This is a genomic window from Caballeronia glathei (genome assembly GCF_000698595.1).
GTDB lineage: Bacteria > Pseudomonadota > Gammaproteobacteria > Burkholderiales > Burkholderiaceae > Caballeronia > Caballeronia glathei.
In genome coordinates this window covers 36,337-56,206 of record NZ_JFHC01000023.1, presented here as the reverse complement: position 1 = coordinate 56,206, position 19,870 = coordinate 36,337, and the positions used below count along the sequence as shown (strand labels likewise).

Sequence of the window (19,870 nt, the reverse complement as noted above, 5' to 3'; positions counted from 1 at the left end):
GTTACTTGTCGATTGAGTCCACGGCGGCGGGCTCGCCGCGCCTGCCGTCGAAGAGCCCGGCCATGAAGAGGCCGATCTCCTCGGCGTTCGTTTCGCCGGTCGCGCGCACGGGCGAGAGCTTGCCGCGCGCGAGCACGGCGATGCGGTCACAGATGTCGAAGAGCTCCTCCAGTTCCTCGGAGATCACGAGGATCGCGACGCCGCGCGCCGCGAGATCGAGCAGCTGCTGGCGGATGAACCCGGCGGCGCCCACGTCGACGCCCCACGTCGGTTGCGCGACGACCAGCACCTTCGGCTCCTGAAGAATCTCGCGCCCGACGATGAATTTCTGCAGATTGCCGCCCGAGAGGCTCTGCGCGAGCGCGCCGCTGCCGCCGCAGCGCACGTCGAACGACTGGATGCAGCGCTCGGCGAACGCGCGCACCGCCTTCGCGCTGATCCAGCCGCCGCGCACCATGTTTTCGCGATGCGCGGTGAGCAGGCCGTTGTCCGCGAGCGACATGGCCGGCACCGCGCCCCGCCCGAGCCGCTCCTCGGGCACGAACGCGAAGCCGAGCGCGCGGCGCGCACCGGCGGAAAGCCGCGCGGCGGGCTTGCCGCAGATCACGACGGCGTCGGGGGCGGCATGCCTGTCGCGGATCTCGCCCGAGAGCGACGCGAGCAGTTCCGCCTGCCCGTTGCCCGACACGCCCGCGATCCCGAAGATTTCGCCCGCGCGCACCGAAAACGAGACGTTGTCGAGCGACGTGCCGAACGGGTCCGGGCTCGCCACCGACAGATTGAACACGCCAAGGCGCGCGTCGCCCGGCGTGTGGGCGCGGCGTGCGTAGTCGGGCAGCGAATGGCCGACCATCAGTTGCGCGAGCGATGCGTGGGTTTCCTTCCTCGGATCGACGCGGCCCGTCACGCGGCCGCCGCGCATGACCGTCGCGGACTCGCAGAGCGCCTGGATCTCGTCGAGCTTGTGGCTGATGTAGAGAATGCTGCAGCCTTCCGATGCGAGCCGCCGCAGCACCGTGAAGAGCTTCTTGACCGCCTGCGGCGTGAGCACCGAGGTCGGTTCGTCCATGATGAGCAGGCGCGGGTTCTGCAACAGGCACCGCACGATTTCGACGCGCTGCCGCTCGCCGACCGTCAGGCTGTGCACGTGCCGCTGCGGATCGACGTCGAGCCCGTAGTCCGCCGAGACTTCGCGGATACGCCTCGCCAAGGCCTTCAGGTCGAACTTCTCGTCGAGCGCGAGCGCGATGTTCTCGCCGACCGTGAGCGTCTCGAACAGTGAAAAGTGCTGGAACACCATGCCGATGCCGAGCTTGCGCGCCGCCGCCGGACTGCCTATCTCGACGAGCTCGCCCTCCCAGCGGATCTCGCCCTCGTCCGGCCGCACCGCGCCGTAGATGATCTTCATCAGCGTCGACTTGCCCGCGCCGTTCTCGCCCAGCACCGCGTGGATCTCGCCGGGCGCGACGGCGAGCGTCACATCGTCGTTCGCCTTCACGGCCGGGTACTGCTTGCTGATGCCGGCGAGCGCGAGGCGCGGCGCCGCGTTTGCGCCAGGCGGCGAGGTGGAGGTGAAAGTGGCGTCGCCCATGAGGTCAGGAAGTGCGCAATGCGAGCGTGACGTGGATACCGGGGCCCGGCACGCGCGCAGCGCGCGCAACCGGACTGCGGGCAGAAGATACCGAATTCGACGCATTCCGTCGATAACTCAAAATAGCGGCCGGCACCCCGCCCGCCCAATGCTTGCGGGTTAGCCCACCTTGACGCAATGTTTGTGTCATATTAAAAATGATATGTCCCACACCCCTGTCGATCAGCCCGAACATATAACGGAGATAACATGAGTCAGCAGCGCGAGGCGATCGATACCTATCTATTGCGCGTCTTGCATACCTTGCTGATGGAGCGCAGCGTCACGCGCGCGGCCGTCAAGCTGAACCAGTCGCAGCCCGCTATCAGCGCGGCGCTGCGGCGCCTGCGGGACATCACCGGCGACCCGCTGCTCGTGCGCGGCAAGTCGGGCATGGTGCCCACCGAATACGGCCTGCGCCTGCTCGAACCGACCCAGAACGCGCTGCGCGAAATCGAGCGCATCAAGGTCCAGCAGCACAACTTCGATCCAGCGACGTCGGTGCGCTGCTATCGCATCGGCTGCCCGGACTACCTGAACGTGCTGTTCGTGCCGACGGTCGTCGAGCGGTTCCGGATCGCCGCGCCCAACGCGACGCTCGAGTTCCATTCGCTCGGCCCCGCCTTCGACTACGAACTCGCGCTCGAGGACGGCAAGCTCGACATCGTCGTCGGCAACTGGCCGGAGCCGCCCGAACAATTGCATCTGTCGAACCTTTTCGTCGACAAGATCGTGTGTCTCGTTTCCAACACACATCCGTTCGCGAAGCGCGGCGGCCTCACGCTCGACCAGTACCTGAACGCCCCGCACCTCGCGCCGACGCCCTATTCGGTCGGCCAGCGCGGCGCGATCGACGTGCATCTCGCGCGCGAGCGGCTCAAGCGCCACGTGGTCGTCACGCTGCCGTACTTCAATCTGGCGCCTTACGTGCTGATCAAGTCGGATCTCGTCTTCACCACGACGCGCCTCTTTGCCGACCATTACGCGAAATTCCTGCCGCTCGCAGTCGTGCCCGCGCCGCTCGACTTTCCGCCGATGCAGTATTACCAGTTGTGGCACGAGCGCTGCCACTACTCCGACGAAGTCCGCTGGCTGCGCAGCCTCGTCGCCGAAGCGACGCGCTCGCTGATCGACACGCCCTGACAGGCCTCGCGCCTCACGGCGCGGTCCGCCGCGCGGCCCTGGCGCTCCCTCGCCCCGGCGTCAGGCCCGGTTCGCCAGCGCTCCTGCCAGCCGGTTGTGCCGCTCGACGAGCGCGCCGAGTTCGAGCGTCGTCAGGCGCCCTTCCCGCACGACCACCTTCCCGTCGATCACACTCGTCGAAACCTGAGACGGCGCGCAGAACACGAGCGCCGCCACCGGATCGTGCAGCGCGCCAGCGAACGCGGGCTGCGACAGGTCGAACGACACGAAGTCCGCGGCCATGCCCGGCGCGAGCGCGCCGATATCGTCGCGGCCGAGCACCTTCGCGCCGCCGAGCGTCGCGATTTCGAGCGCCTCGCGCGCCGTCATCGCGTCCGGGCCGAAACCCACGCGCTGGAGCAAAAGCGCCTGGCGCACCTCGCCCACCATCTGCGCGCCGTCGTTCGACGCCGAGCCGTCCACGCCCAGTCCCACCGGCACGCCCGCGTCGCGCATCGCGCGAATGGGCGCGATGCCCGAAGCGAGGCGCATGTTCGAGCACGGACAATGCGCGACGCCCGTCCCGGTGCGCGCAAAGAGATCGATGCCCGCGCGGTCGAGCTGCACGCAGTGCGCATGCCAGACATCGTGCCCGACCCAGCCGAGGTCCTCGGCATATTCGGCCGGCGTCATGCCGAACTTCTCGCGGCTGTACGCGACATCGTTCACGTTTTCCGCCAGATGCGTATGCATCGAGACGCCGTACTGCCGCGCAAGCACCGCCGAGTCGCGCATCAGTTCGCGGCTCACCGAGAACGGCGAGCACGGCGCGACGACAACGCGCAGCATCGCGTAACGGCCTTCGTCGTTGTAGGTTTCGATCAGCCGCTGCGTGTCCTTCAGGATCGCGTCTTCGTTTTCGACGACCGAATCCGGCGGCAGTCCGCCATCCTTCTGCCCCACGCTCATGCTGCCGCGCGCCGCGTGAAAGCGCATGCCGATCTCGCGCGCGGCCGCGATGCTGTCGTCGAGGCGGCTGCCGTTCGGATAGATGTACAGGTGATCGCTGGAGGTCGTGCAGCCGGAGAGCAGCAGTTCGGCCATCGCGGTCTGCGTCGATACCGCGATCATCTCGGGCGTCAGGTTCGCCCAGATCCTGTACAGACTCGTGAGCCAGCCGAACAGCTCAGCGTTCTGAGCGGCGGGAATCGCGCGCGTCAGGCTCTGATACATGTGATGGTGCGTGTTCACGAGGCCTGGAATCACCAGATGCCCGCGCAGGTCGAGCACTTCGTCGGCATGCTCCGGCAATTCGCTCGCCGGGCCGACGCCCTCGATGCGGTTGCCCTTGATATAAAGACCGCCGTCGCGAATCTCGCGGCGGCTGCCGTCCATCGTGACCAGCACCTGCGCGTTTTTGACGAGAAGCGTTCGTGAGCCTTGTTCCATTGTCGGTCTCCGTTGGGGAATCCAGGTCGGGGTGAAGGAAAAGCCCCGGTTACCCAGCGTCGATCGCCGTCTTCGGGACGCACCGCCCTGCTGTGCGAGGCACCACTGTCGGCAGCCAAAAACCGGCTGACAATCAGAACCCCGCCATAGTCGGGTTCACTATCCCGATATATTCGCGAATTTTGGCGCGGTTAGCATCGGACGGGGCATCGTCGGCGGACGGGGCAAGCGGCGCAAAGGCGGCCGTTCGAGCCCGCACCGCGCGGCTTGCACGCTGCCGTCATGCGCTGGGGATTATCTTCCCTATCGTTCGTGCACAGCGGCCCCCGAGTTTCTAAAATGCTGTACACGGCGCGCATCTGATCACGCCGACGGGTATGTAGCCACTCACGTGGAGCCTCGATCCGCCGCCGACGCACTGGTTGGGATCGATGCGCAGCCGTTCATCGCACAACACGAGGAACATGCGAATGGGCAAGCTCACAACCCATGTGCTCGACACCGCGCACGGACGTCCCGGCGCCGGCATCAAGGTCGAACTCTTCGCGCTGTCGGGCGACACCCGCCGCGCGCTCAAAACCACCCTCACGAACGACGACGGCCGCTGCGACGCACCGCTGCTCGAAGGCGAAGCGCTCGTCGCCGGCGAATACGAACTCGTGTTCCACGCAGGCGATTACTTCGCCGCTATCGGCGTGAAAGTGCCCGAACCGCGCTTCGTCGATCGCGTGGTGCTGCGCTTCGGCATCGCGGATGCGGCGTCGCACTATCACGTGCCGCTGCTCGTTTCGCCGTGGGCTTACAGCACGTACCGCGGAAGCTGAAAGAAGAACCTGAGAGACCTGAGAAACCTATAAGCGCGCATCGATGGCGCCCGCGTCCCCACGGCGCCGCCCGACGATCTGCGCCAAGACAAATACGTAGTGGAGGAGTTTCATGGAAGGCTTTATCACCGACTGGCTCAACCTCGCGCTGCGATGGCTGCACGTCATCGTGGCGATCGCGTGGATCGGCGAGTCGTTCTATTTCGTCGCGCTCGACAACAGCCTGAAACCGCCGAAGGACCCGACGCTCGCGAAGCGCGGCGTGTTCGGCGAACTGTGGCACGTGCACGGCGGCGGTTTCTACAACATGCAGAAGTACACCGTCGCGCCGCCGAACATGCCCGACGACCTGCACTGGTCGAAGTGGCCGTCCTACACCACGTGGATGTCCGGCTTCGGGCTCTTCATGGTGATCTACCTCGCGTCGCCGAGCACGTATCTCATCGACAAGAACGTGCTCGACATGGGGCCGGTCGTCGCGGTATCGGCGGCGCTCGGCTTCCTGATGGCGGGCTGGATCGTGTATGACTCGCTGTGCAGGATGCTCGGCAACAACGACCGGCTGCTCGGCATCGGCGTCGGCATCTACGTGGTAATCGCCGCGTGGCTCGCGTGCCATATCTTCGCGGGACGCGCCGCCTATCTCATCACGGGCGCCATGCTCGCGACGATCATGTCGGCCAACGTGTTCTTCGTCATCATTCCGGGCCAGCGCAAGATGGTGGACGCGATGCTGAAGGGCGAAGTGCCCAAGGCGATCTACGGCAAGCGCGGCAAGCAGCGCTCGGTGCACAACACGTACTTCACGCTACCGGTGGTGTTCGTCATGCTGTCGAACCACTACGCGATGACCTACACGCACAAGTACAACTGGGCCGTGCTGCTGCTCATCATGCTCGCGGGCGCGCTGATCCGGCAGTTCTTCGTGATGCGGCATCGCGGCCAGGTGCTGTGGTATCTACCCGCGACCGGCCTCGTGCTCGTGCTCGCCGCGTTCGCCTGGACGATGCCCAGGCCCTCGGCCACGCCTGTTCAGGTGGCGGGCGCGCCCACGCTCAAGGTGGCCGATATCGCGCCGATCATCCAGCAGCGCTGCGCATCGTGCCACTCGTCGCATCCAACGATGATGGGCAGCGCTCCGGCCGGCGTGCTGCTCGATACTCCCGATGAAATCTCGCAGAACGCGAAGCGCGTGCATCAGCAGGCAGTGACCCTCAAGGCCATGCCGATCGGCAATGTCACGCAGATGACCGATGCGGAGCGCCAGAAAATCGCCGCGTGGTTCGACAGCGGCGCGGTGCGGTAAGCCGCTGGTCGTCCGGGGGACTTGCCGCTTCGTGCAGCGCAACGGCCCCCGGAATTTTCCCTCTTCGAGCCGCGGCGTCGACGACGCCTGGCTCTTGGCAGCTCAGCGCTTGCGCCGGTAATGCGCGGTCATGAACGGGTTCCACTTGCCGTCGGCGTCGAGCATGTACGACGTCAGCGTGCGATGGTCGTCGTTCTCGAACGCGATGACGTCGCGGTACTGCGCATATTTCCCCTCGTTGCCGAAATCGGGGCCCTCCGCGCTCAACGTGAGCGTGCGGCCGTCGGCATCGAGGGAGCCCTCGTAGACCCACAGGTTGGTCATCATCGATCCGATGAACGTCCCGACGAACTGCTTTTTCTGCGTGTCGTAGCCGAGCGTCATCACGGTCGTGGCCGGATCGCCGTCGGGCATCTCGCCCTCGCCTTCGCACTGAACCCAGACATCGCCGATCGAACGCACATGCTCGGTCGTCTCCCATTGCTGCGGCGGCTGCCCGGGCTCCATCACCGCCTCGCCCTTCGCTGTCCAGTCGCCAAGCAGCTTTTGCAGCCAAGCGTGTTCCTTCTGCGGTTCCACTTTCATGCCCAGTCTCCTTGTGGGGTCAGTGCCGCAGCGCGGCACGGTCCGCGGCACAGTCGATTGGTTCCGGCAACAAGTCACAAGCGCCGGATTGAAAGGCGATTGTAATACTCAAGCCATTGGGATGCACGCTGCAAGAGCCACCACGTGTGAGCCAAAACAAAAAGGGACCGCATGTTGACGGTCCCTTATGAAAACGGCATTCAGCAGCCGCTTACCGCATCGCATCTCCGGTCAGCCACAGCGACTCGTGCAAATCCTGCTCGTGGAGATTGTGGCCCTCGCCGCCGCGATCGACGACGATGAAGTCACTCACCTGATCGAGCGCGATCAGCGGATGGTGCCAGACGCCCTTTGCGTAATTGACGCCCTGCCAGCCGCGTATGACGAATGCCCGGATTTCCTTCTCGTCCAGATCGCCCGCGGGCGCGACCACGACGAGATAAGGCTTGTCGTTCAACGGGATGAACGCCTGGCTGCCGAGCGGATGCCGCTCGAGCATCGTGACTTCGAACGGCAGCGCGCGCGGCTGGCCGCGAAACAGGTTCACGAGCGGGCGGCCGCCCTCGTCCTCCACGTCGATGTTCGCGAGATCGTGATAGCGGATCGTCGTACCGAGGTTGATCGGAATCTGTTTCGCGCCATCGAGCTCGATGACGTCGCCGAAAGGCTTGAACGCAGCACGCGTCAACGGGGCAATGGCGAGCTTTTTCATGCGAGCGTTCCAAACAGACGCAGACGCGATACGCCGCCGTCCGGAATGATGTTGAAGCGTACATGCGTGACCGGCCCGAGCGACTCCAGCTCCGACTCGAAGAAATGCTGCTTGTCCATCTGCAGCTTCTGCTCGCCCAGCAGTACCGGCCAGAACATCGCCTGCGTGATGAGCGAGCTGTCGGTGCCGCCCTTCACGTACGCCGCCTGCAGCGAGCAGCGGTCCGGATAGTTGCCCTTGAAGTGCGCGGTATCGACTTCGATCTTCTTGATGATGCCCGGCTGCGCCAGCGCGACGACGCACCAGTCGTTGCCCGGCTCGCGACGGCGCCGCGTTTCCCACCCGTCGCCCATGTTCACGCCGCGGCCCGGCATCAGCAGCGTGGACGCGAGGCCGAAGTGCTGGTTGTTGGTCGCGACGAGGTACGCGCCGTTTTCCATCGCCGCGAGGTCGAACAGTTCGCTGCGGCTCGCGCGGCTCCAGTCGAGCTGCGGCTGGCCGTACACGCGCAGGCGCGCGATGCCGCCGTCGGGGTAGATGTTCACGCGCAGATGCGTGAACGGCTCGGCCGAGGCGACGTCGAGGTAATGGTGGCTGTTGCCCTGCAGCGTGATGGAGGGCACGATTTCCGTCCATGCCGTCGACTGGTTCAGCGCGGCGCCCTCCGCAACATGCGCGCCTTCGATCGATGCCGCCGGCGGGAAGTTGCCGGTGAAATGGCTCGTGTCGAGGTCGATGCCCTTGATCACGCCCGGGCGCGCAAGCTTGACGACGCACCAGTCGTAGCCGGTCGTGCGCTTGCGGCGCGTTTCCCAGCCGTCCATCCACTTGCCGTGATCGTCGAATTTGCCGGGGATGAACACCGCCGGCTCGGGGTTCAGCATGCGCTCTTTCGGTGCAAAGAAATCGTCGCTGGCTTCGAGCGCCTGGGCACCGAGACGCGGGTCCGCGAGATTGACGTAGCGGCGCGTGAATTCGGGCGCGTTGGGGTCGAGTGTCGGAATTGCCATTGTCGTGTCCTGGTTCGTTGTACGGTGAAAAGCGGATGAAGCGGCGCGTCAGGCGGTGATCAGGTCGTCGAGCCTGAAACGCGCTATCCGGTAGATCTGGTCGAGACTTTCGCGAAGCTCTTCGGTGCGGCTGTGGTTCACGCGCTTTTCGAAGTTCGCGATGATGCCGTGGCGGTCATAACCGCGAACGGCAAGGATGAAAGGAAAGCCGAACTTCGCGCGATACGCGGCATTGAGCGCCTGCAGGCGGTCGAATTCCCCCTGCGTGCAGAGGTTCAGGCCCGCGCCGCTCTGCTCGCGCGTCGATTCCTCGGTGAGTTCGCCGCGCACCGCCGCCTTGCCCGCGAGTTCGGGGTGGGCATTGATGAGCGCGAGCTGCCGCGCTTCGCCCGCCGCCTCGACCGCGCCCGACATGGTTGTGTGCAGCGCGCCGACGCTCGCGAACGGCCGCTGCGACGCTGCCGCTTCGGCCACCCACGGCGAGTGCTCGAAAATGCCGGAGAGCACCGTGACGAACGTATCGGCGGGCAGCGTGTTGAGTTGTTCCAGTGTGTAGTGCATCGCCTTCATGCCGTGGTCTCGTTGGAGTGCTTGCCGCCCTCGCAGGGGTGATGTTCGCGCCAGTGCCGCGCGATGTCGACGCGCCGCGTCACCCACACGCGGTCGTGCTTCTCGATGTGATCGAGAAAGCGCTGCAGGCCGCGAAACCGCCCCGGGCGTCCGAGGAGGCGGCAATGCATGCCGACGGAAAGCATCTTCGGCGCTTCGTCGCCTTCTTCGTAGAGGACGTCGAACGCATCGCGCAGATAGGTGAAAAACTGCTCGCCGGTGTTGTAGCCCTGCGGGGTCGCGAAACGCATGTCGTTGGTGTCGAGCGTGTACGGCACGATCAGTTGCGGCGACTTCCTGCCTCCCGTGACTTCGACGTCCATCCAGAACGGCAGGTCGTCGCCGTAGTAGTCGGAGTCGTAGAGAAAGCCGCCGTACTCCGCCACCAGCCGGTGCGTGTTCGGACTGTCGCGCCCGGTGTACCAGCCGAGCGGGCGCACGCCCGTCACGCGCTCGATCGCCTCCATGCCGAGACGCATGTGCTCCGCCTCGCGCTCCGGCGACATGTCCTGATAGTGGATCCACCGGTAGCCGTGGCACGCGATTTCATGCCCCAGCTCGACGAATGCGCGTGCGAGTTCCGGATGCCGCTCGATCGCCATGCCGACGCCGAAGATCGTGAGCGGCAAACCGCGCTTCTCGAACTCGCGCAGGAACCGCCAGACGCCCGCGCGCGAGCCGTATTCGTAGATCGACTCCATGCTCATGTGGCGCGAGGGAAACGAGGCCGCCCCGACGATCTCCGACAGGAACTGCTCCGAGCCCGGATCGCCGTGCAGCACGCAGTTCTCGCCGCCCTCCTCGTAATTCAGGACGAACTGCACGGCGACGCGCGCGCGCCCGGGCCAGTTCGCCTGCACCGGGTGGCGGCCGTAGCCGATCAGGTCGCGTGGATAGTTCGGATCGATTGACATGGCGGTGAACGATTAAGCGGTGGATCGATGGATCAGTGTAGCGAAAACACCCCGGTGCGCCCATACGGCAGCGCAGATAATGCGGGTCACTTGCGGTGTATGTGCGCGGGCCTCGGACTGTAGTCGGCGAGCACGCCGTCGTAGCGCTTCTGCAACGGCCGCGCGAAGTCGCCGCGCTTGGACGTATGCAGCTTCAGCGCGACGAGCGCCTCGGTCCACTTCACGGCGGCTGTCACGCCTTCGACGACCGGCGCACCGATCGCGTCCTCGATTTCATGGCAGAACTCCGCCATGCCCGCGCAGCCGAGCACGATCGCCTCCGACCCGTCTTCGTCGAGCGCTCGGCGGCACTCGTCGATGATGATCGACCTCGCCGCCGAGCCAGGGATGTCGAGATCGAGCACTGCGACATCGGTGGCCCGCACGTTCTTGCAAAAGCGCGTCATGCCGTAGCGCTCCGCGAGGTGCCATGCCATGCCGCAGGTGCGCGCGAGCGTCGTCACGACGGAAAAGCCCGGCGCGATCACGCTCGCGGCGTGCATCGCCGCTTCCGCGATGCCGATCACGGGCCCGTGCGCCAGTTCTCTTGCCGCATAGAGCGCCGGGTCGCCGAAACACGCTATGACGTAGCCGTCGAAGCCCTGGCGTTCGCCCGCCTCGACCTCGGCAAGCAGACCGAGCGATGCAATCGCCTCGTCGTAGTAGCCCTCGATCGACGGCGGGCCCATCGCCGGGCTCACCGCCACTATTTCCGTTCCCGGCGCGGCGACTTCCTGCGCGCAGCGCGCCATTGCGTCGGTCATGCGCTGCGTCGTGTTCGGGTTGATCAGCTTGATTCGCATGTGCTGCTCCTTCGATGTTCAATGCCTCGCCTGCGTTCGCGGTGCTCGTGCCGTTGCGTGTGCCTGCCTTCGGACCGGCACCGCTCGCGCCTGGCGCAAATGATTCGATTCTGCTCCTGACTTCTGCCTCACGCTGCGCCTGCCGCCTTCCTGTCCGCGAGGAACCAGTAGAAGATGGCGCCGAGGCCCGCGCCGATGAACCACGAGAAGTTCGCCGCGCCCGCGAGCGACGGAATCAGCACGGATGCCACCGCGATCGCCGCTGCCGGCAGGAGTGCCGCCACCGCGCGGCGGTTCACGCCCTTCGTGTACCAGTAGCGGCCGGTCTCGGACGTCGTGTACAGATCATGCACCACCAGCTTGCCGCGCTTGACGAGATAGAAGTCGATGATCAGAACGCCATACAGCGGCCCGATGAATCCGCCGAGCACGTCGAGCGTGTAGTGGATCACTGCCGGGTTGTTGAACAGGTTCCACGGCGTGATGAACACCGACGCCACAGCCGCCATCATCCCGCCCATGCGCCAGCTGATGTGGCGCGGCGCGACGTTGGAGAAATCGAAGGCCGGCGACACGAAGTTCGCGACGATGTTGATGCCGATGGTCGCGATCGTGAACGTCAGCGCGCCGAGAATCACGGCCGTCGGGTGATCGATGCGGCCGACCGTCTCGACCGGGTCCGTGATCAGTTCGCCGAACACCGGCAGCGTCGCGGCGGTCGTGATCACGGTGACGAGCGAGAACGCCAGGAAGTTGACCGGCAGGCCCCAGAAATTGCCGCGCTTCACGCTGCGGTAGCTCTTGCAGTAGCGCGAGAAGTCGCCGAAATTGAGCATCGGGCCGGAGAAATACGACACCACGAGCGAGATCGCCGTGATCATCACCGGCACGACTTCCATGCCGTGATACTTCACGCCGCCGAGGTTCAGGCCGACGTTCTCGGGACCCGCGCGCCACACCATGTAGCCCGCGAGAATGAACATCACGACATACACCGCGGGGCCCGCGAAATCGATGAACTTCTTGATCATCTCCATGCCGCGCCAGAACACGACGGCCTGCAGCACCCAGAGCAGCATGAAGCCCGCCCAGCCGAGTGCCGAGAGCCCCACGAAGCCGTAGCGGTGGACGTCGGCATAGGGCAGCAGTTGCGGAAAGAACTTGAGCACGACGATGACGAGCGCGCTCGATGCAAGAAACGTCTGAATGCCGTACCACGCCACCGCGATGAGTCCGCGGATCACGGCCGGGATGTTCGCGCCGAGCACGCCGAACGTCGCGCGGCACGCGACCGGATACGGCACGCCCGCCTGCTGGCTCGGCTTCGCGATGAGATTGCACAGCGCGTTCACGAACCCGATGCCGACCAGCAGCGACACCAGCACCTGCCAGCTCGTCAGCCCGAGCGCAAAGAGACTGCCGGCGAACACATAGCCGCCGACGCTGTGCACATCCGACATCCAGAACGCGAAGATGTTGTATGCGTTCCAGCTCTGGTTCTTGAGCGGCGCGAGGTCTTCGTTATAGAGCCGATCGCTGTAGCCGGCGGGAAGACCCGACTCGCCGCCGGCCGTTTCTTCGAACGGCGGCAACGCGGAATCACTGGAAGCTGCACTGAACTGAGCCATGACTTCTCCTTCATTGAACAAGGCAACTGGTAATGAAAAAGGCAACGCGCGGCCCGACGCTCGATGCGCCGATTCGATACCTGGGCTGCTTGCGCGCGGTACGCTTCCGACTTGCGACGCGCTGGGCGGTGCTTTCGAAGAACCCTGACGATGTTTCGGGGCTGTTGAAAGCGACGCCGCGGCGTTTTGCGTTTTCATCGACGTTCTGGCGAGCGTCCTGTTCAGTGCTGCCGCACGCTGCGACTTCGCGCGCTTGCGGTCAATTGATTGCGCGCTCCGCTTTGCGGGGGCGCCGTCTCCATTTCTTCGATTCGATGCCGGTTGTGACCGGCTTTCGGTGCGTGACCCGCCGAACGTTTATTCCCGCTCGGCAGGCCTCGCAAAAACTTCACGCAGATCGACCGCGCCACGCGCCGGCCGCTCCAGCATTTTCAATTCGACATCCAGAAGGTGCCGCGCCATCAGATCGGAGGCTTTCGGGGCATCGCCTGCATCGAGTGCCGCGAGGATCTCCTCGTGGTCCTCGAACGAACACGAGCTCTTGCCGAGCGACTCATAGAGCGCCGAGATCAGCGTCGAGCGCGCGACGAGCCCGGACAGGCATTCGCACAACACGCTATTGCCCGTGAGCGCCGCGAGCTCCGTATGGAACTCGCCCGAGAGGCGGATCCACGCCGAAAAATCGTGGCCCTCGAAGGCGCGCCGTTCGCGCCCGATCGTGGCGCTGATCGACTTCAGGCGCCGCGTGCCGTGCCCGCTGCAGATCCGCTCGACCACCGCCATCTCGATGATGCGGCGCATCTCGAACACCTCGTGCACTTCCTGCAGCGACGGACTCGCGACGAACGCTCCGCGGTTCGGCTCCAGATCCACGAGCCGCTCGCCCGCCAGTTGCGCGAGCGCCTGGCGCACGGTGCCGCGCTTGACCTCGAACACTTCGCACAATTGCGCTTCGGTCAGCTTCGCGCCCGGCGCAAGCCGGTGCTCGAGGATCGCGGCGCGGATATTCTCGGCGATCGACTCGGCGTTGGCGCTGCCGTTGGCTGAAGCGTTAGATGAGGTGCTTTGTTTCGGGTCTGACATGATGTGGTCACTCGCATGTTGTGCATGTTAGAACGGACATAAACATTGTCAACAATTCAATTGCGGAATTGTCGGCGAAAGGGGTTTTTCCCATATGGCGATCGCGCTACGATCCTTTACAGACGGGCCTTACACGGAATAGCAAACTTTTTTGTCATCATTGACGCCACTTTTTTGTCGACAATTCGATGCACGGACTCAGTGCCACGTCAGAATGCGGATGGTGCATTGAAGGATCGTTAGTTGCGTTAAATGTCCAAAAAAAAGCGCCCATCGCGGGGCGCTCCGCGCGTCGCACGCGTCAGGCCAGATGCGGATAATCGCTCACCCGCAGCGTGAATCCCTGCGGCCGCGCGACGAGATGCGCGGTCGCACCGAACGGAAGCGTCAGGAGGTTCTCGACGTGACCGAACTGCAGCCCCGTCACGACCGGAATGCCTATCACCGCGCGCACCTGTTCGATCATCGCTTCGAGCGAATAGCCGTTGTCGTAGTCGGAGAGCCGGCCGCCCGAGAACTCGCCCATCACGAGCGCCTGCTGGCGCCCGAGAATGCCGGACTGGTGAAGTTGATAGATCATCCGTTCGATGCGAAACGGGTGCTCGTTGACATCCTCGATGAACAGGACGCCCCCCTCCACCGGCGGCATGTACGGCGTGCCGACGAGCGACGCCAGGATCGCCAGGTTGCCGCCCCACAGCATGCCCGTGACATCGACGGACTGTGACTGCGGCGCATGGCTCGTCACCGTGAAACTCGGGCGGCTGATCGCGCCCCAGAAATTCTGCATCGTGAACGTGCTCAGGCGCTCGGCGCCGAAGTCGCTCGCGAACATCGGGCCGCCGAAGCTCTTCAGACCCGCACGCGCGTAGAGCGCGCACTGGATCGCCGTGAAGTCGCTGTGCCCGACGATGGCGACCGGCTGATCGTCCAGGCGCCGCTGCAGGCCTTCGAAATCGAGCCCGTGCAGGATGCGCGCCGCGCCATAGCCGCCGCGCACGGCGAGCACGATGTCCGGCAGCCGGCGTGACGGATCGGCGAGCCGGTTCAGGTCGGCGGCGCGCTCGCCGTCGGTGCCGCCGAAGCGCTGGAAGCGCCGCTGCGTCGCCCGCAGGTTCTCCAGCCGGTGCCCTTGCGCACGCAGCCGCTCGATCCCCCGCTCGACGGCCGCGGGATCGTGCGGATAGCCGGAAGGCGCGACGAAATCGATGGTGCGGGGTTTGACGATCATAGGCTGACGGGATGGGAAGTGGGATCGGCGGCGGCTTCGCGGGCTTCTCGCGCACGGCGCGCGTCGCGTTCCTCGCGCGCCAGCTGGCGGCGCTCAGCGAAGAAATTCCTGAGCGCATGCCCGCATTCATCGGCGAGCACACCGCCGACAACCGTCGTGTGATGATTGAGCAGCGGATTCGCGAAGGCATCGACGACACTGCCGCATGCGCCCGTCTTCGGGTCCGGCGCGCCGAACACGACCCGCGCGATGCGCGCGTGCATGATTGCGCCTGCGCACATCAGGCACGGCTCGAGCGTCACGTAGAGCTCGCAGCCCGGCAGCCGGTAGTTTTCAAGCGCCTGCGACGCCGCGCGCAGCGCGACCATTTCCGCATGCGCCGACGGATCGTGCGCGCCGATCGGATGATTGAAGCCCGACGCGATCACTTCGTCGCCGCGCACCAGCACCGCTCCGACGGGCACCTCGCCTGCCGCACGCGCCTTGTCGGCTGCCTGCTGCGCGAGCGCCATGAAACGGCGATCACGCTCGGCCGCGTCGCCCGATGGGGGGGCGGCCGGCGTGCTCACTTCGGCTCCGCGGCAGCGCGGCTTTGCGCCCGCTCGGAGAGCCGTTCGGCGATGCGCCGGCGATATTCGTGCGGAACCGTGGAGCCGCCGCGCAGCGATTCGAGCGCCATGTCGAGCGCGAGCATCTTCGCCTGGAGGCGGCAGCGCGCGGCGGGGTCGGTGACCTGGTCGAACTCGGCCTGCAGGTCGCGCAGCGCCCTCAGTTGCTCGACGGCGGGCGGCACGAATCCGGCGTTCTTGAGAATCCGGTTCGCGACGCGAACTTCCTCGGGAACGAGGGCGTCGTCGTCGAATTCGAGCGGCGCGCCCGCACCGGGCAAATCGTCGAACTCGCCGCGTGCGGCGGCAGCGCTGATCCGCTGTTCGACTAGAGCATCTAGCAGTTTCATCGTGGATTACGATCGGCTTTCGGCCGGTGATGCATGGCCGGTGTTCCGCGATTTCGTTTGATAGCCTGGATCGAAACCGGCCTCGCCTTAAGCGCGCCGTTTTCGACAACTGATTTCGACATTCTATCAGCCAGTAAGCGGCGCAATTCGCTGATGAAACGAACGTTCGGAGCGAGTCTGGTTTATGCAACATTCCGCTTGTCCGGCGGCGCCGCGCCCGGGCGACCCATTCGTGCTAGAGCGCGGCGTCCACGCCGAACGCCTCGGCCACCTTGCGGCGGTAGCCTTCGGTTGCGAGCAGCAGGCTGCGCGTGTACTCGTGCGTGACCTCGCGCGCGCGGACCGCATCGATGGAAAGCTGCTCCACGATCTCGCCGTTGCGCATCACCGCGACGTTCTGGCAAAGAAAGCCGACGACCGCCAGATTGTGGCTCACCAGCATCATCGTGAGACCGCGTTCGCGATGCAGATGACGCAGCAGATTCAGGATCTCCGCCTGCACGGAGACGTCGAGCGCGGACGTCGGCTCGTCGAGCAGCAGCACGCGCGGCTCGACGATCAGCGCACGCGCGATCGACACGCGCTGACGCTGCCCGCCCGAGAGCTGATGCGGATAACGAAAGCGGAACGCCGGCCCGAGCCCGACCTCGCGCAGCGCGTTCAGGATGCGCTCGTCCTCGCCCCCGATGCCGTTGATGACGAGCGGCTCGCGCAATGTCTGGTCGACGGTGAAGCGCGGATGCAGCGAGCCGTACGGGTCCTGGAACACCATCTGCACCTCGCGGCGAAACGCGCGGCCGATCTTCCCGTCGAGCGAGTGCGCGCCCACTTTCATGCTGCCGCCCGCGAGCGGCACGAGCCCGGTGAGCGCGCGCAGGATCGTCGACTTGCCCGAGCCCGATTCGCCCACGAGACCGAACACCTCGCCTTCGCCGACATGAAACGACGCGTCGCGCACGGCATCGACGTGACCCGTCTTCGTCCTGAAGCGGATGTGCACTTGGCTCGCGTCGATCATCGCCCACCTCGCCTGAGCACTTCGAGCGGCTCGGTGAGCCATGCCGGATCGCGGCACAGGACGGGCAGCTCGGCGGGCGGATCGACGAGCGGCGGATTTGCCGCGAGCAAGCCGCGCGTGTACGGATGCCGCGCGTCCCTGAGTTCGTGCGCGGCGCACGTCTCGACCACGCGCCCGCCGTACATCACGACGACGCGGTCGCAGAACGACATCACGAGCGGCAGGTCGTGGCTGATGAAAATGAGCCCCGTGCCGTGCTTGCCGATCATTTCGTCGAGCACCGCGAGCACCTGTATCGACACGAGGACGTCGAGCGCGCTCGTGGGCTCGTCCGCGATCAGAAGGCGCGGCCCCGACGACACCATCATCGCGATCATCACGCGCTGCCCCATGCCGCCCGAGAGTTCGTGCGGATAGGCATCGGCGACGCGCTCGGGATTGCGGATATGCACGGCCGCAAGTGCCGCGACGATCTTTTCGCGCATCGCCCGCGCGTTGAGCTTCGGGCCGCTTCGCCCGAACGCCTCGCGCATCTGCTGCGCGACCGTCATCACCGGGTTGAGCGAGTATTTCGGATCCTGCAGGATCATGCTCATCTGCGTGCCGCACAGGCGCCGGCGCTCCTTCGGGCGCATCGCGAGCAGATCGTGGCCGTCAAAGCGCAACGCGTCGGCCGACCATTGCGCCGCGGGCGGCAATAGCCCGAGCAGCGCGCGCCCGGTAAGCGACTTCCCCGATCCCGACTCGCCGACGATGCCCACCCGCTCGCCCCGGTTCACCGTGAGCGAGAGGCCGCGCACGGCTTCGGTGAGCGTGCCGTCGTGCGCGGCAAAGCCGATGCGCAGGTTCTCGATTTCGCACAGGGGCGCTTGCGAAGACGCTTGCATGTCAGCCTCCGTGACGCGGATCGAAGACGTCGCGCAGACCGTCGCCGAGCAGATTGAACGCGAGGCTCACGAACAGGATCGCGAGGCCCGGGATCGTCGCGACCCACCATGCGTCGAGCAGCACGTTGCGCCCCGAGGCGACCATGTAGCCCCACTCCGGACTCGGTGGCTGTGCACCCAGCCCGAGAAAGCCGAGGCCCGCGACCGCGAGAATGATGCCGGCCATGTCGATGGTCGCGCGCACGAGCACCGACGACGAACAGAGCGGCACGATATAGCGCAGCAGAATGCGCGCGGGAGATGCGCCCTGCAGGCGCGCGACGTGGATGAAGTCCGCCTGCACGAGCCGCAGCGTTTCCGCGCGCGCGAGCCGCGCATAGGGCGGCCACGCGGTGATCGAAATCGCGATGACCGCGTTCAGCACGCCCGGCCCGAGCGCCGCCGCGAACGCGAGCGCGAGCACGATCTTCGGGAACGCCAGCGCGACGTCGGTGAGCCGCATCAGCACGGTATCGACGAAGCCGCCGCAAAAACCCGACGTCGTGCCTATCAGCAGGCCGATCGGCACGACCAGCACCACGACGAGAATCGCGATGGAGAGCGTGAGCCGCGCGCCGTGCACGAGCCGCGAGAGGATGTCGCGGCCAAGCTGGTCGGTGCCGAACCAGTGGGTAGCCGTGCCGGGCGGCATCAGGCGCTCGGCGAGCACCTGCCGCAGCGGGTCCTCGCTCACGAGCATCGGTCCGAACGCGGCCACCGCGATCAAAAGCAGCAGGATTGCAAGGCCGAACAGGCTGAGGGGATTGCGCGAGAACTGCCGCCAGCGGCGATAGGCGCGCCCGAGCGCCGCCTGCCTGCGCGACGCGGGGGTGTCGGTGAGAAGCCATGCCTTCCATTGCCGGGGCGTCGGCTTCATGGACCAGTCCTGGGTCGAATCATCGGTGGGCAAAGACATGCCGCAGCGCTCCGTGGATCATTGCGCCTTCTTCAGCGCGCACGCGGATCGAACACGCGATACAGCGCATCGGTCAGCAGGTTCAAGGTGATGAAGGTCGCGCCGATCACGAGCGTGCTGCCGAGCACCGCGTTCATGTCCGCGTTCAGGAGCGCGCCGGTCAGATACGAGCCGATGCCCGGCCACGCGAACACGATCTCCGTCAGCACCGAACCTTCGAGCAGGTAACTGTAGGCAAGCGCGATCACGGTGAGCAGCGGCACCGCGATGTTGCCGAACGCATGACGCCAGATCACGCGGCGCTCGGAAAGGCCCTTCGCGCGCGCGGTCGTCACGTATTCCTGGCTCAGCTGGTCCAGCATGAACGAGCGCGTCATGCGGCTCAGATAGGCGATCGAGTAGAACGCGAGGATGCCCGCCGGCAGCACGATGTGCGAGAACGCATTGGCGAACACGTCCCACTCGCCCGCGATCAGCGAATCGACGAGCAGGCTGCCGGTTTTCGTGTCGACCATGCCGTCGTAGACGGGATCGATGCGCCCCGGCCCCGACACCCAGTGCAGCCGCGCATAGAACAGCAAGAGCCCCATCAGCGCGAGCCAGAAGACCGGCACCGAGCTGCCGATCAGGCCGACCACGCGCGCGACGTGATCGATCCAGCGGTTGTGGCGCACCGCCGCGATCACGCCGAGCGGCACGCCGATCGCGACGCCCACGATGATCGAAAGGGTCGCGAGTTCGAGCGTCGCGGGAAAAACGCGCCGGATGTCGTCGATGACCGGGTTCGCCGTCAGGAGCGACATGCCGAGATGGCCGTGCAGCACGTCGCGCGCATAGATAATGAACTGCTCGATGAGCGGCTTGTCCAGGCCGAGTTCGAGACGCGCCGCCGCATACGCCGACGCCGACGCACGATCGCCGAGGATGGCGAGCACCGGGTCGATCGGAATCTTGCGCCCGATGAAGAACGTGATCGCGAGCAGCCCCGTGAACGTAATGACGAGCATCGCCGCCCAGCGCGCGAGCGCGAGCGTCCAGCGCACGCCTCGCCTTCGCGCGGTGAGCGCGCGCAGGCGGCCGAGCGCAGTGAGCGGAGTCGACATGGCG

At 65.7% G+C, this 19,870-nt stretch carries 20 protein-coding genes; 3 read left to right on the top strand and 17 right to left on the bottom strand.

The features are described from left to right. Position 1: 1 nt before the first annotated feature. Entirely contained in the window at positions 2 to 1,591 is a 1,590-nt protein-coding gene (locus tag BG61_RS16180; protein ID WP_035933209.1) for an ABC transporter ATP-binding protein, read from the bottom strand. Between the two features lie 249 nt (positions 1,592 to 1,840). Between BG61_RS16180 and BG61_RS16175 the strand changes: the two genes are divergently transcribed. Continuing rightward, the gene (locus BG61_RS16175; protein WP_035933211.1) at positions 1,841 to 2,773 is read left to right on the top strand and encodes a LysR substrate-binding domain-containing protein; all 933 of its coding nucleotides are present in this window, start codon (positions 1,841 to 1,843) and stop codon (positions 2,771 to 2,773) included. A gap of 60 nt (positions 2,774 to 2,833) precedes the next feature. Here the strand turns inward: BG61_RS16175 and BG61_RS16170 are convergent, their stop codons facing one another. Continuing rightward, complete coding sequence (locus BG61_RS16170; RefSeq protein ID WP_051672565.1) at positions 2,834 to 4,201, bottom strand: 8-oxoguanine deaminase; 1,368 nt, start codon at positions 4,199 to 4,201, stop codon at positions 2,834 to 2,836. Between the two features lie 470 nt (positions 4,202 to 4,671). Here BG61_RS16170 and uraH point away from each other — a divergent pair, with 470 nt between their 5' ends. Then, positions 4,672 to 5,025, top strand: a complete 354-nt coding sequence (gene uraH / locus BG61_RS16165) for a hydroxyisourate hydrolase (protein WP_035933216.1) — start codon at positions 4,672 to 4,674, stop codon at positions 5,023 to 5,025. 112 nt (positions 5,026 to 5,137) lie between these two features. Next, the gene (locus BG61_RS16160; RefSeq protein WP_035933218.1) at positions 5,138 to 6,331 is read left to right on the top strand and encodes a urate hydroxylase PuuD; all 1,194 of its coding nucleotides are present in this window, start codon (positions 5,138 to 5,140) and stop codon (positions 6,329 to 6,331) included. 102 nt (positions 6,332 to 6,433) lie between these two features. Here the strand turns inward: BG61_RS16160 and BG61_RS16155 are convergent, their stop codons facing one another. The 15 genes from BG61_RS16155 to BG61_RS16085 form a co-directional block, all read right to left on the bottom strand. Next, entirely contained in the window at positions 6,434 to 6,916 is a 483-nt protein-coding gene (locus BG61_RS16155) for a DUF1579 domain-containing protein (protein ID WP_035933220.1), read from the bottom strand. Positions 6,917 to 7,127: 211 nt separating this feature from the next. Beyond that, complete coding sequence (locus BG61_RS16150) at positions 7,128 to 7,628, bottom strand: ureidoglycolate lyase (RefSeq protein WP_035933221.1); 501 nt, start codon at positions 7,626 to 7,628, stop codon at positions 7,128 to 7,130. Next, positions 7,625 to 8,638 (bottom strand): allantoicase, encoded by a 1,014-nt coding sequence (gene alc / locus BG61_RS16145; RefSeq protein WP_035933222.1) that lies wholly within the window; start codon positions 8,636 to 8,638, stop codon positions 7,625 to 7,627. Before alc ends, BG61_RS16150 begins: the two co-directional genes overlap by 4 nt. 48 nt (positions 8,639 to 8,686) lie before the next feature. Next, positions 8,687 to 9,208, bottom strand: coding sequence for a 2-oxo-4-hydroxy-4-carboxy-5-ureidoimidazoline decarboxylase (uraD, locus tag BG61_RS16140; protein WP_035933223.1), 522 nt, complete (start codon positions 9,206 to 9,208; stop codon positions 8,687 to 8,689). Then, the gene (gene puuE, locus BG61_RS16135) at positions 9,205 to 10,161 is read right to left on the bottom strand and encodes an allantoinase PuuE (protein ID WP_035941730.1); all 957 of its coding nucleotides are present in this window, start codon (positions 10,159 to 10,161) and stop codon (positions 9,205 to 9,207) included. Before puuE ends, uraD begins: the two co-directional genes overlap by 4 nt. Before the next feature lie 86 nt (positions 10,162 to 10,247). Then, entirely contained in the window at positions 10,248 to 11,003 is a 756-nt protein-coding gene (locus BG61_RS16130) for an aspartate/glutamate racemase family protein (protein ID WP_035933227.1), read from the bottom strand. 128 nt (positions 11,004 to 11,131) lie between these two features. Next, entirely contained in the window at positions 11,132 to 12,631 is a 1,500-nt protein-coding gene (locus tag BG61_RS16125; RefSeq protein ID WP_035933230.1) for an NCS1 family nucleobase:cation symporter-1, read from the bottom strand. Between the two features lie 357 nt (positions 12,632 to 12,988). Continuing rightward, positions 12,989 to 13,714 carry a GntR family transcriptional regulator gene (locus BG61_RS16120; RefSeq protein ID WP_035933233.1) on the bottom strand — a complete coding sequence of 242 codons (726 nt, stop codon included), beginning with the start codon at positions 13,712 to 13,714 and terminating at the stop codon, positions 12,989 to 12,991. Between the two features lie 301 nt (positions 13,715 to 14,015). Continuing rightward, positions 14,016 to 14,945: a muramoyltetrapeptide carboxypeptidase gene (gene ldcA / locus BG61_RS16115; RefSeq protein WP_035933236.1), complete on the bottom strand. Its 930-nt coding sequence runs from the start codon at positions 14,943 to 14,945 to the stop codon at positions 14,016 to 14,018. After that, on the bottom strand, positions 14,942 to 15,457 hold the full coding sequence (gene tadA / locus BG61_RS16110) for a tRNA adenosine(34) deaminase TadA (RefSeq protein ID WP_035933239.1): 516 nt from the start codon (positions 15,455 to 15,457) through the stop codon (positions 14,942 to 14,944). Before tadA ends, ldcA begins: the two co-directional genes overlap by 4 nt. Before the next feature lie 53 nt (positions 15,458 to 15,510). Beyond that, positions 15,511 to 15,903 (bottom strand): DnaJ family domain-containing protein, encoded by a 393-nt coding sequence (locus tag BG61_RS16105; RefSeq protein WP_035933240.1) that lies wholly within the window; start codon positions 15,901 to 15,903, stop codon positions 15,511 to 15,513. A gap of 235 nt (positions 15,904 to 16,138) precedes the next feature. Further along, positions 16,139 to 16,921 carry an ABC transporter ATP-binding protein gene (locus tag BG61_RS16100; RefSeq protein ID WP_035933242.1) on the bottom strand — a complete coding sequence of 261 codons (783 nt, stop codon included), beginning with the start codon at positions 16,919 to 16,921 and terminating at the stop codon, positions 16,139 to 16,141. Then, the gene (locus tag BG61_RS16095; protein WP_035933243.1) at positions 16,918 to 17,808 is read right to left on the bottom strand and encodes an ABC transporter ATP-binding protein; all 891 of its coding nucleotides are present in this window, start codon (positions 17,806 to 17,808) and stop codon (positions 16,918 to 16,920) included. The genes BG61_RS16100 and BG61_RS16095 overlap by 4 nt, the downstream gene beginning before the upstream one ends. Before the next feature lies 1 nt (position 17,809). Then, the gene (locus tag BG61_RS16090; protein WP_035933245.1) at positions 17,810 to 18,724 is read right to left on the bottom strand and encodes an ABC transporter permease; all 915 of its coding nucleotides are present in this window, start codon (positions 18,722 to 18,724) and stop codon (positions 17,810 to 17,812) included. Between the two features lie 71 nt (positions 18,725 to 18,795). After that, positions 18,796 to 19,866: an ABC transporter permease gene (locus BG61_RS16085; RefSeq protein ID WP_035933247.1), complete on the bottom strand. Its 1,071-nt coding sequence runs from the start codon at positions 19,864 to 19,866 to the stop codon at positions 18,796 to 18,798. Positions 19,867 to 19,870: the final 4 nt, after the last annotated feature.

Bases quoted from the DNA above. Each gene is read 5' to 3' on its own strand.
- tadA (WP_035933239.1), bottom strand. From the start codon at position 15,457: ATGGCGCTCGCGCAGCAGGCAGCCGACAAGGCGCGTGCGGCAGGCGAG.
- puuE (WP_035941730.1), bottom strand. From the start codon at position 10,161: ATGTCAATCGATCCGAACTATCCACGCGACCTGATCGGCTACGGCCGC.
- BG61_RS16175 (WP_035933211.1), top strand. From the start codon at position 1,841: ATGAGTCAGCAGCGCGAGGCGATCGATACCTATCTATTGCGCGTCTTG.
- BG61_RS16120 (WP_035933233.1), bottom strand. From the start codon at position 13,714: ATGTCAGACCCGAAACAAAGCACCTCATCTAACGCTTCAGCCAACGGC.
- BG61_RS16125 (WP_035933230.1), bottom strand. From the start codon at position 12,631: ATGGCTCAGTTCAGTGCAGCTTCCAGTGATTCCGCGTTGCCGCCGTTC.
- BG61_RS16130 (WP_035933227.1), bottom strand. From the start codon at position 11,003: ATGCGAATCAAGCTGATCAACCCGAACACGACGCAGCGCATGACCGAC.
- ldcA (WP_035933236.1), bottom strand. From the start codon at position 14,945: ATGATCGTCAAACCCCGCACCATCGATTTCGTCGCGCCTTCCGGCTAT.
- BG61_RS16170 (WP_051672565.1), bottom strand. From the start codon at position 4,201: ATGGAACAAGGCTCACGAACGCTTCTCGTCAAAAACGCGCAGGTGCTG.
- BG61_RS16150 (WP_035933221.1), bottom strand. From the start codon at position 7,628: ATGAAAAAGCTCGCCATTGCCCCGTTGACGCGTGCTGCGTTCAAGCCT.
- uraH (WP_035933216.1), top strand. From the start codon at position 4,672: ATGGGCAAGCTCACAACCCATGTGCTCGACACCGCGCACGGACGTCCC.
- BG61_RS16085 (WP_035933247.1), bottom strand. From the start codon at position 19,866: ATGTCGACTCCGCTCACTGCGCTCGGCCGCCTGCGCGCGCTCACCGCG.
- alc (WP_035933222.1), bottom strand. From the start codon at position 8,638: ATGGCAATTCCGACACTCGACCCCAACGCGCCCGAATTCACGCGCCGC.
- BG61_RS16155 (WP_035933220.1), bottom strand. From the start codon at position 6,916: ATGAAAGTGGAACCGCAGAAGGAACACGCTTGGCTGCAAAAGCTGCTT.
- uraD (WP_035933223.1), bottom strand. From the start codon at position 9,208: ATGAAGGCGATGCACTACACACTGGAACAACTCAACACGCTGCCCGCC.
- BG61_RS16160 (WP_035933218.1), top strand. From the start codon at position 5,138: ATGGAAGGCTTTATCACCGACTGGCTCAACCTCGCGCTGCGATGGCTG.
- BG61_RS16100 (WP_035933242.1), bottom strand. From the start codon at position 16,921: ATGATCGACGCGAGCCAAGTGCACATCCGCTTCAGGACGAAGACGGGT.
- BG61_RS16180 (WP_035933209.1), bottom strand. From the start codon at position 1,591: ATGGGCGACGCCACTTTCACCTCCACCTCGCCGCCTGGCGCAAACGCG.
- BG61_RS16105 (WP_035933240.1), bottom strand. From the start codon at position 15,903: ATGAAACTGCTAGATGCTCTAGTCGAACAGCGGATCAGCGCTGCCGCC.
- BG61_RS16090 (WP_035933245.1), bottom strand. From the start codon at position 18,724: ATGAAGCCGACGCCCCGGCAATGGAAGGCATGGCTTCTCACCGACACC.
- BG61_RS16095 (WP_035933243.1), bottom strand. From the start codon at position 17,808: ATGCAAGCGTCTTCGCAAGCGCCCCTGTGCGAAATCGAGAACCTGCGC.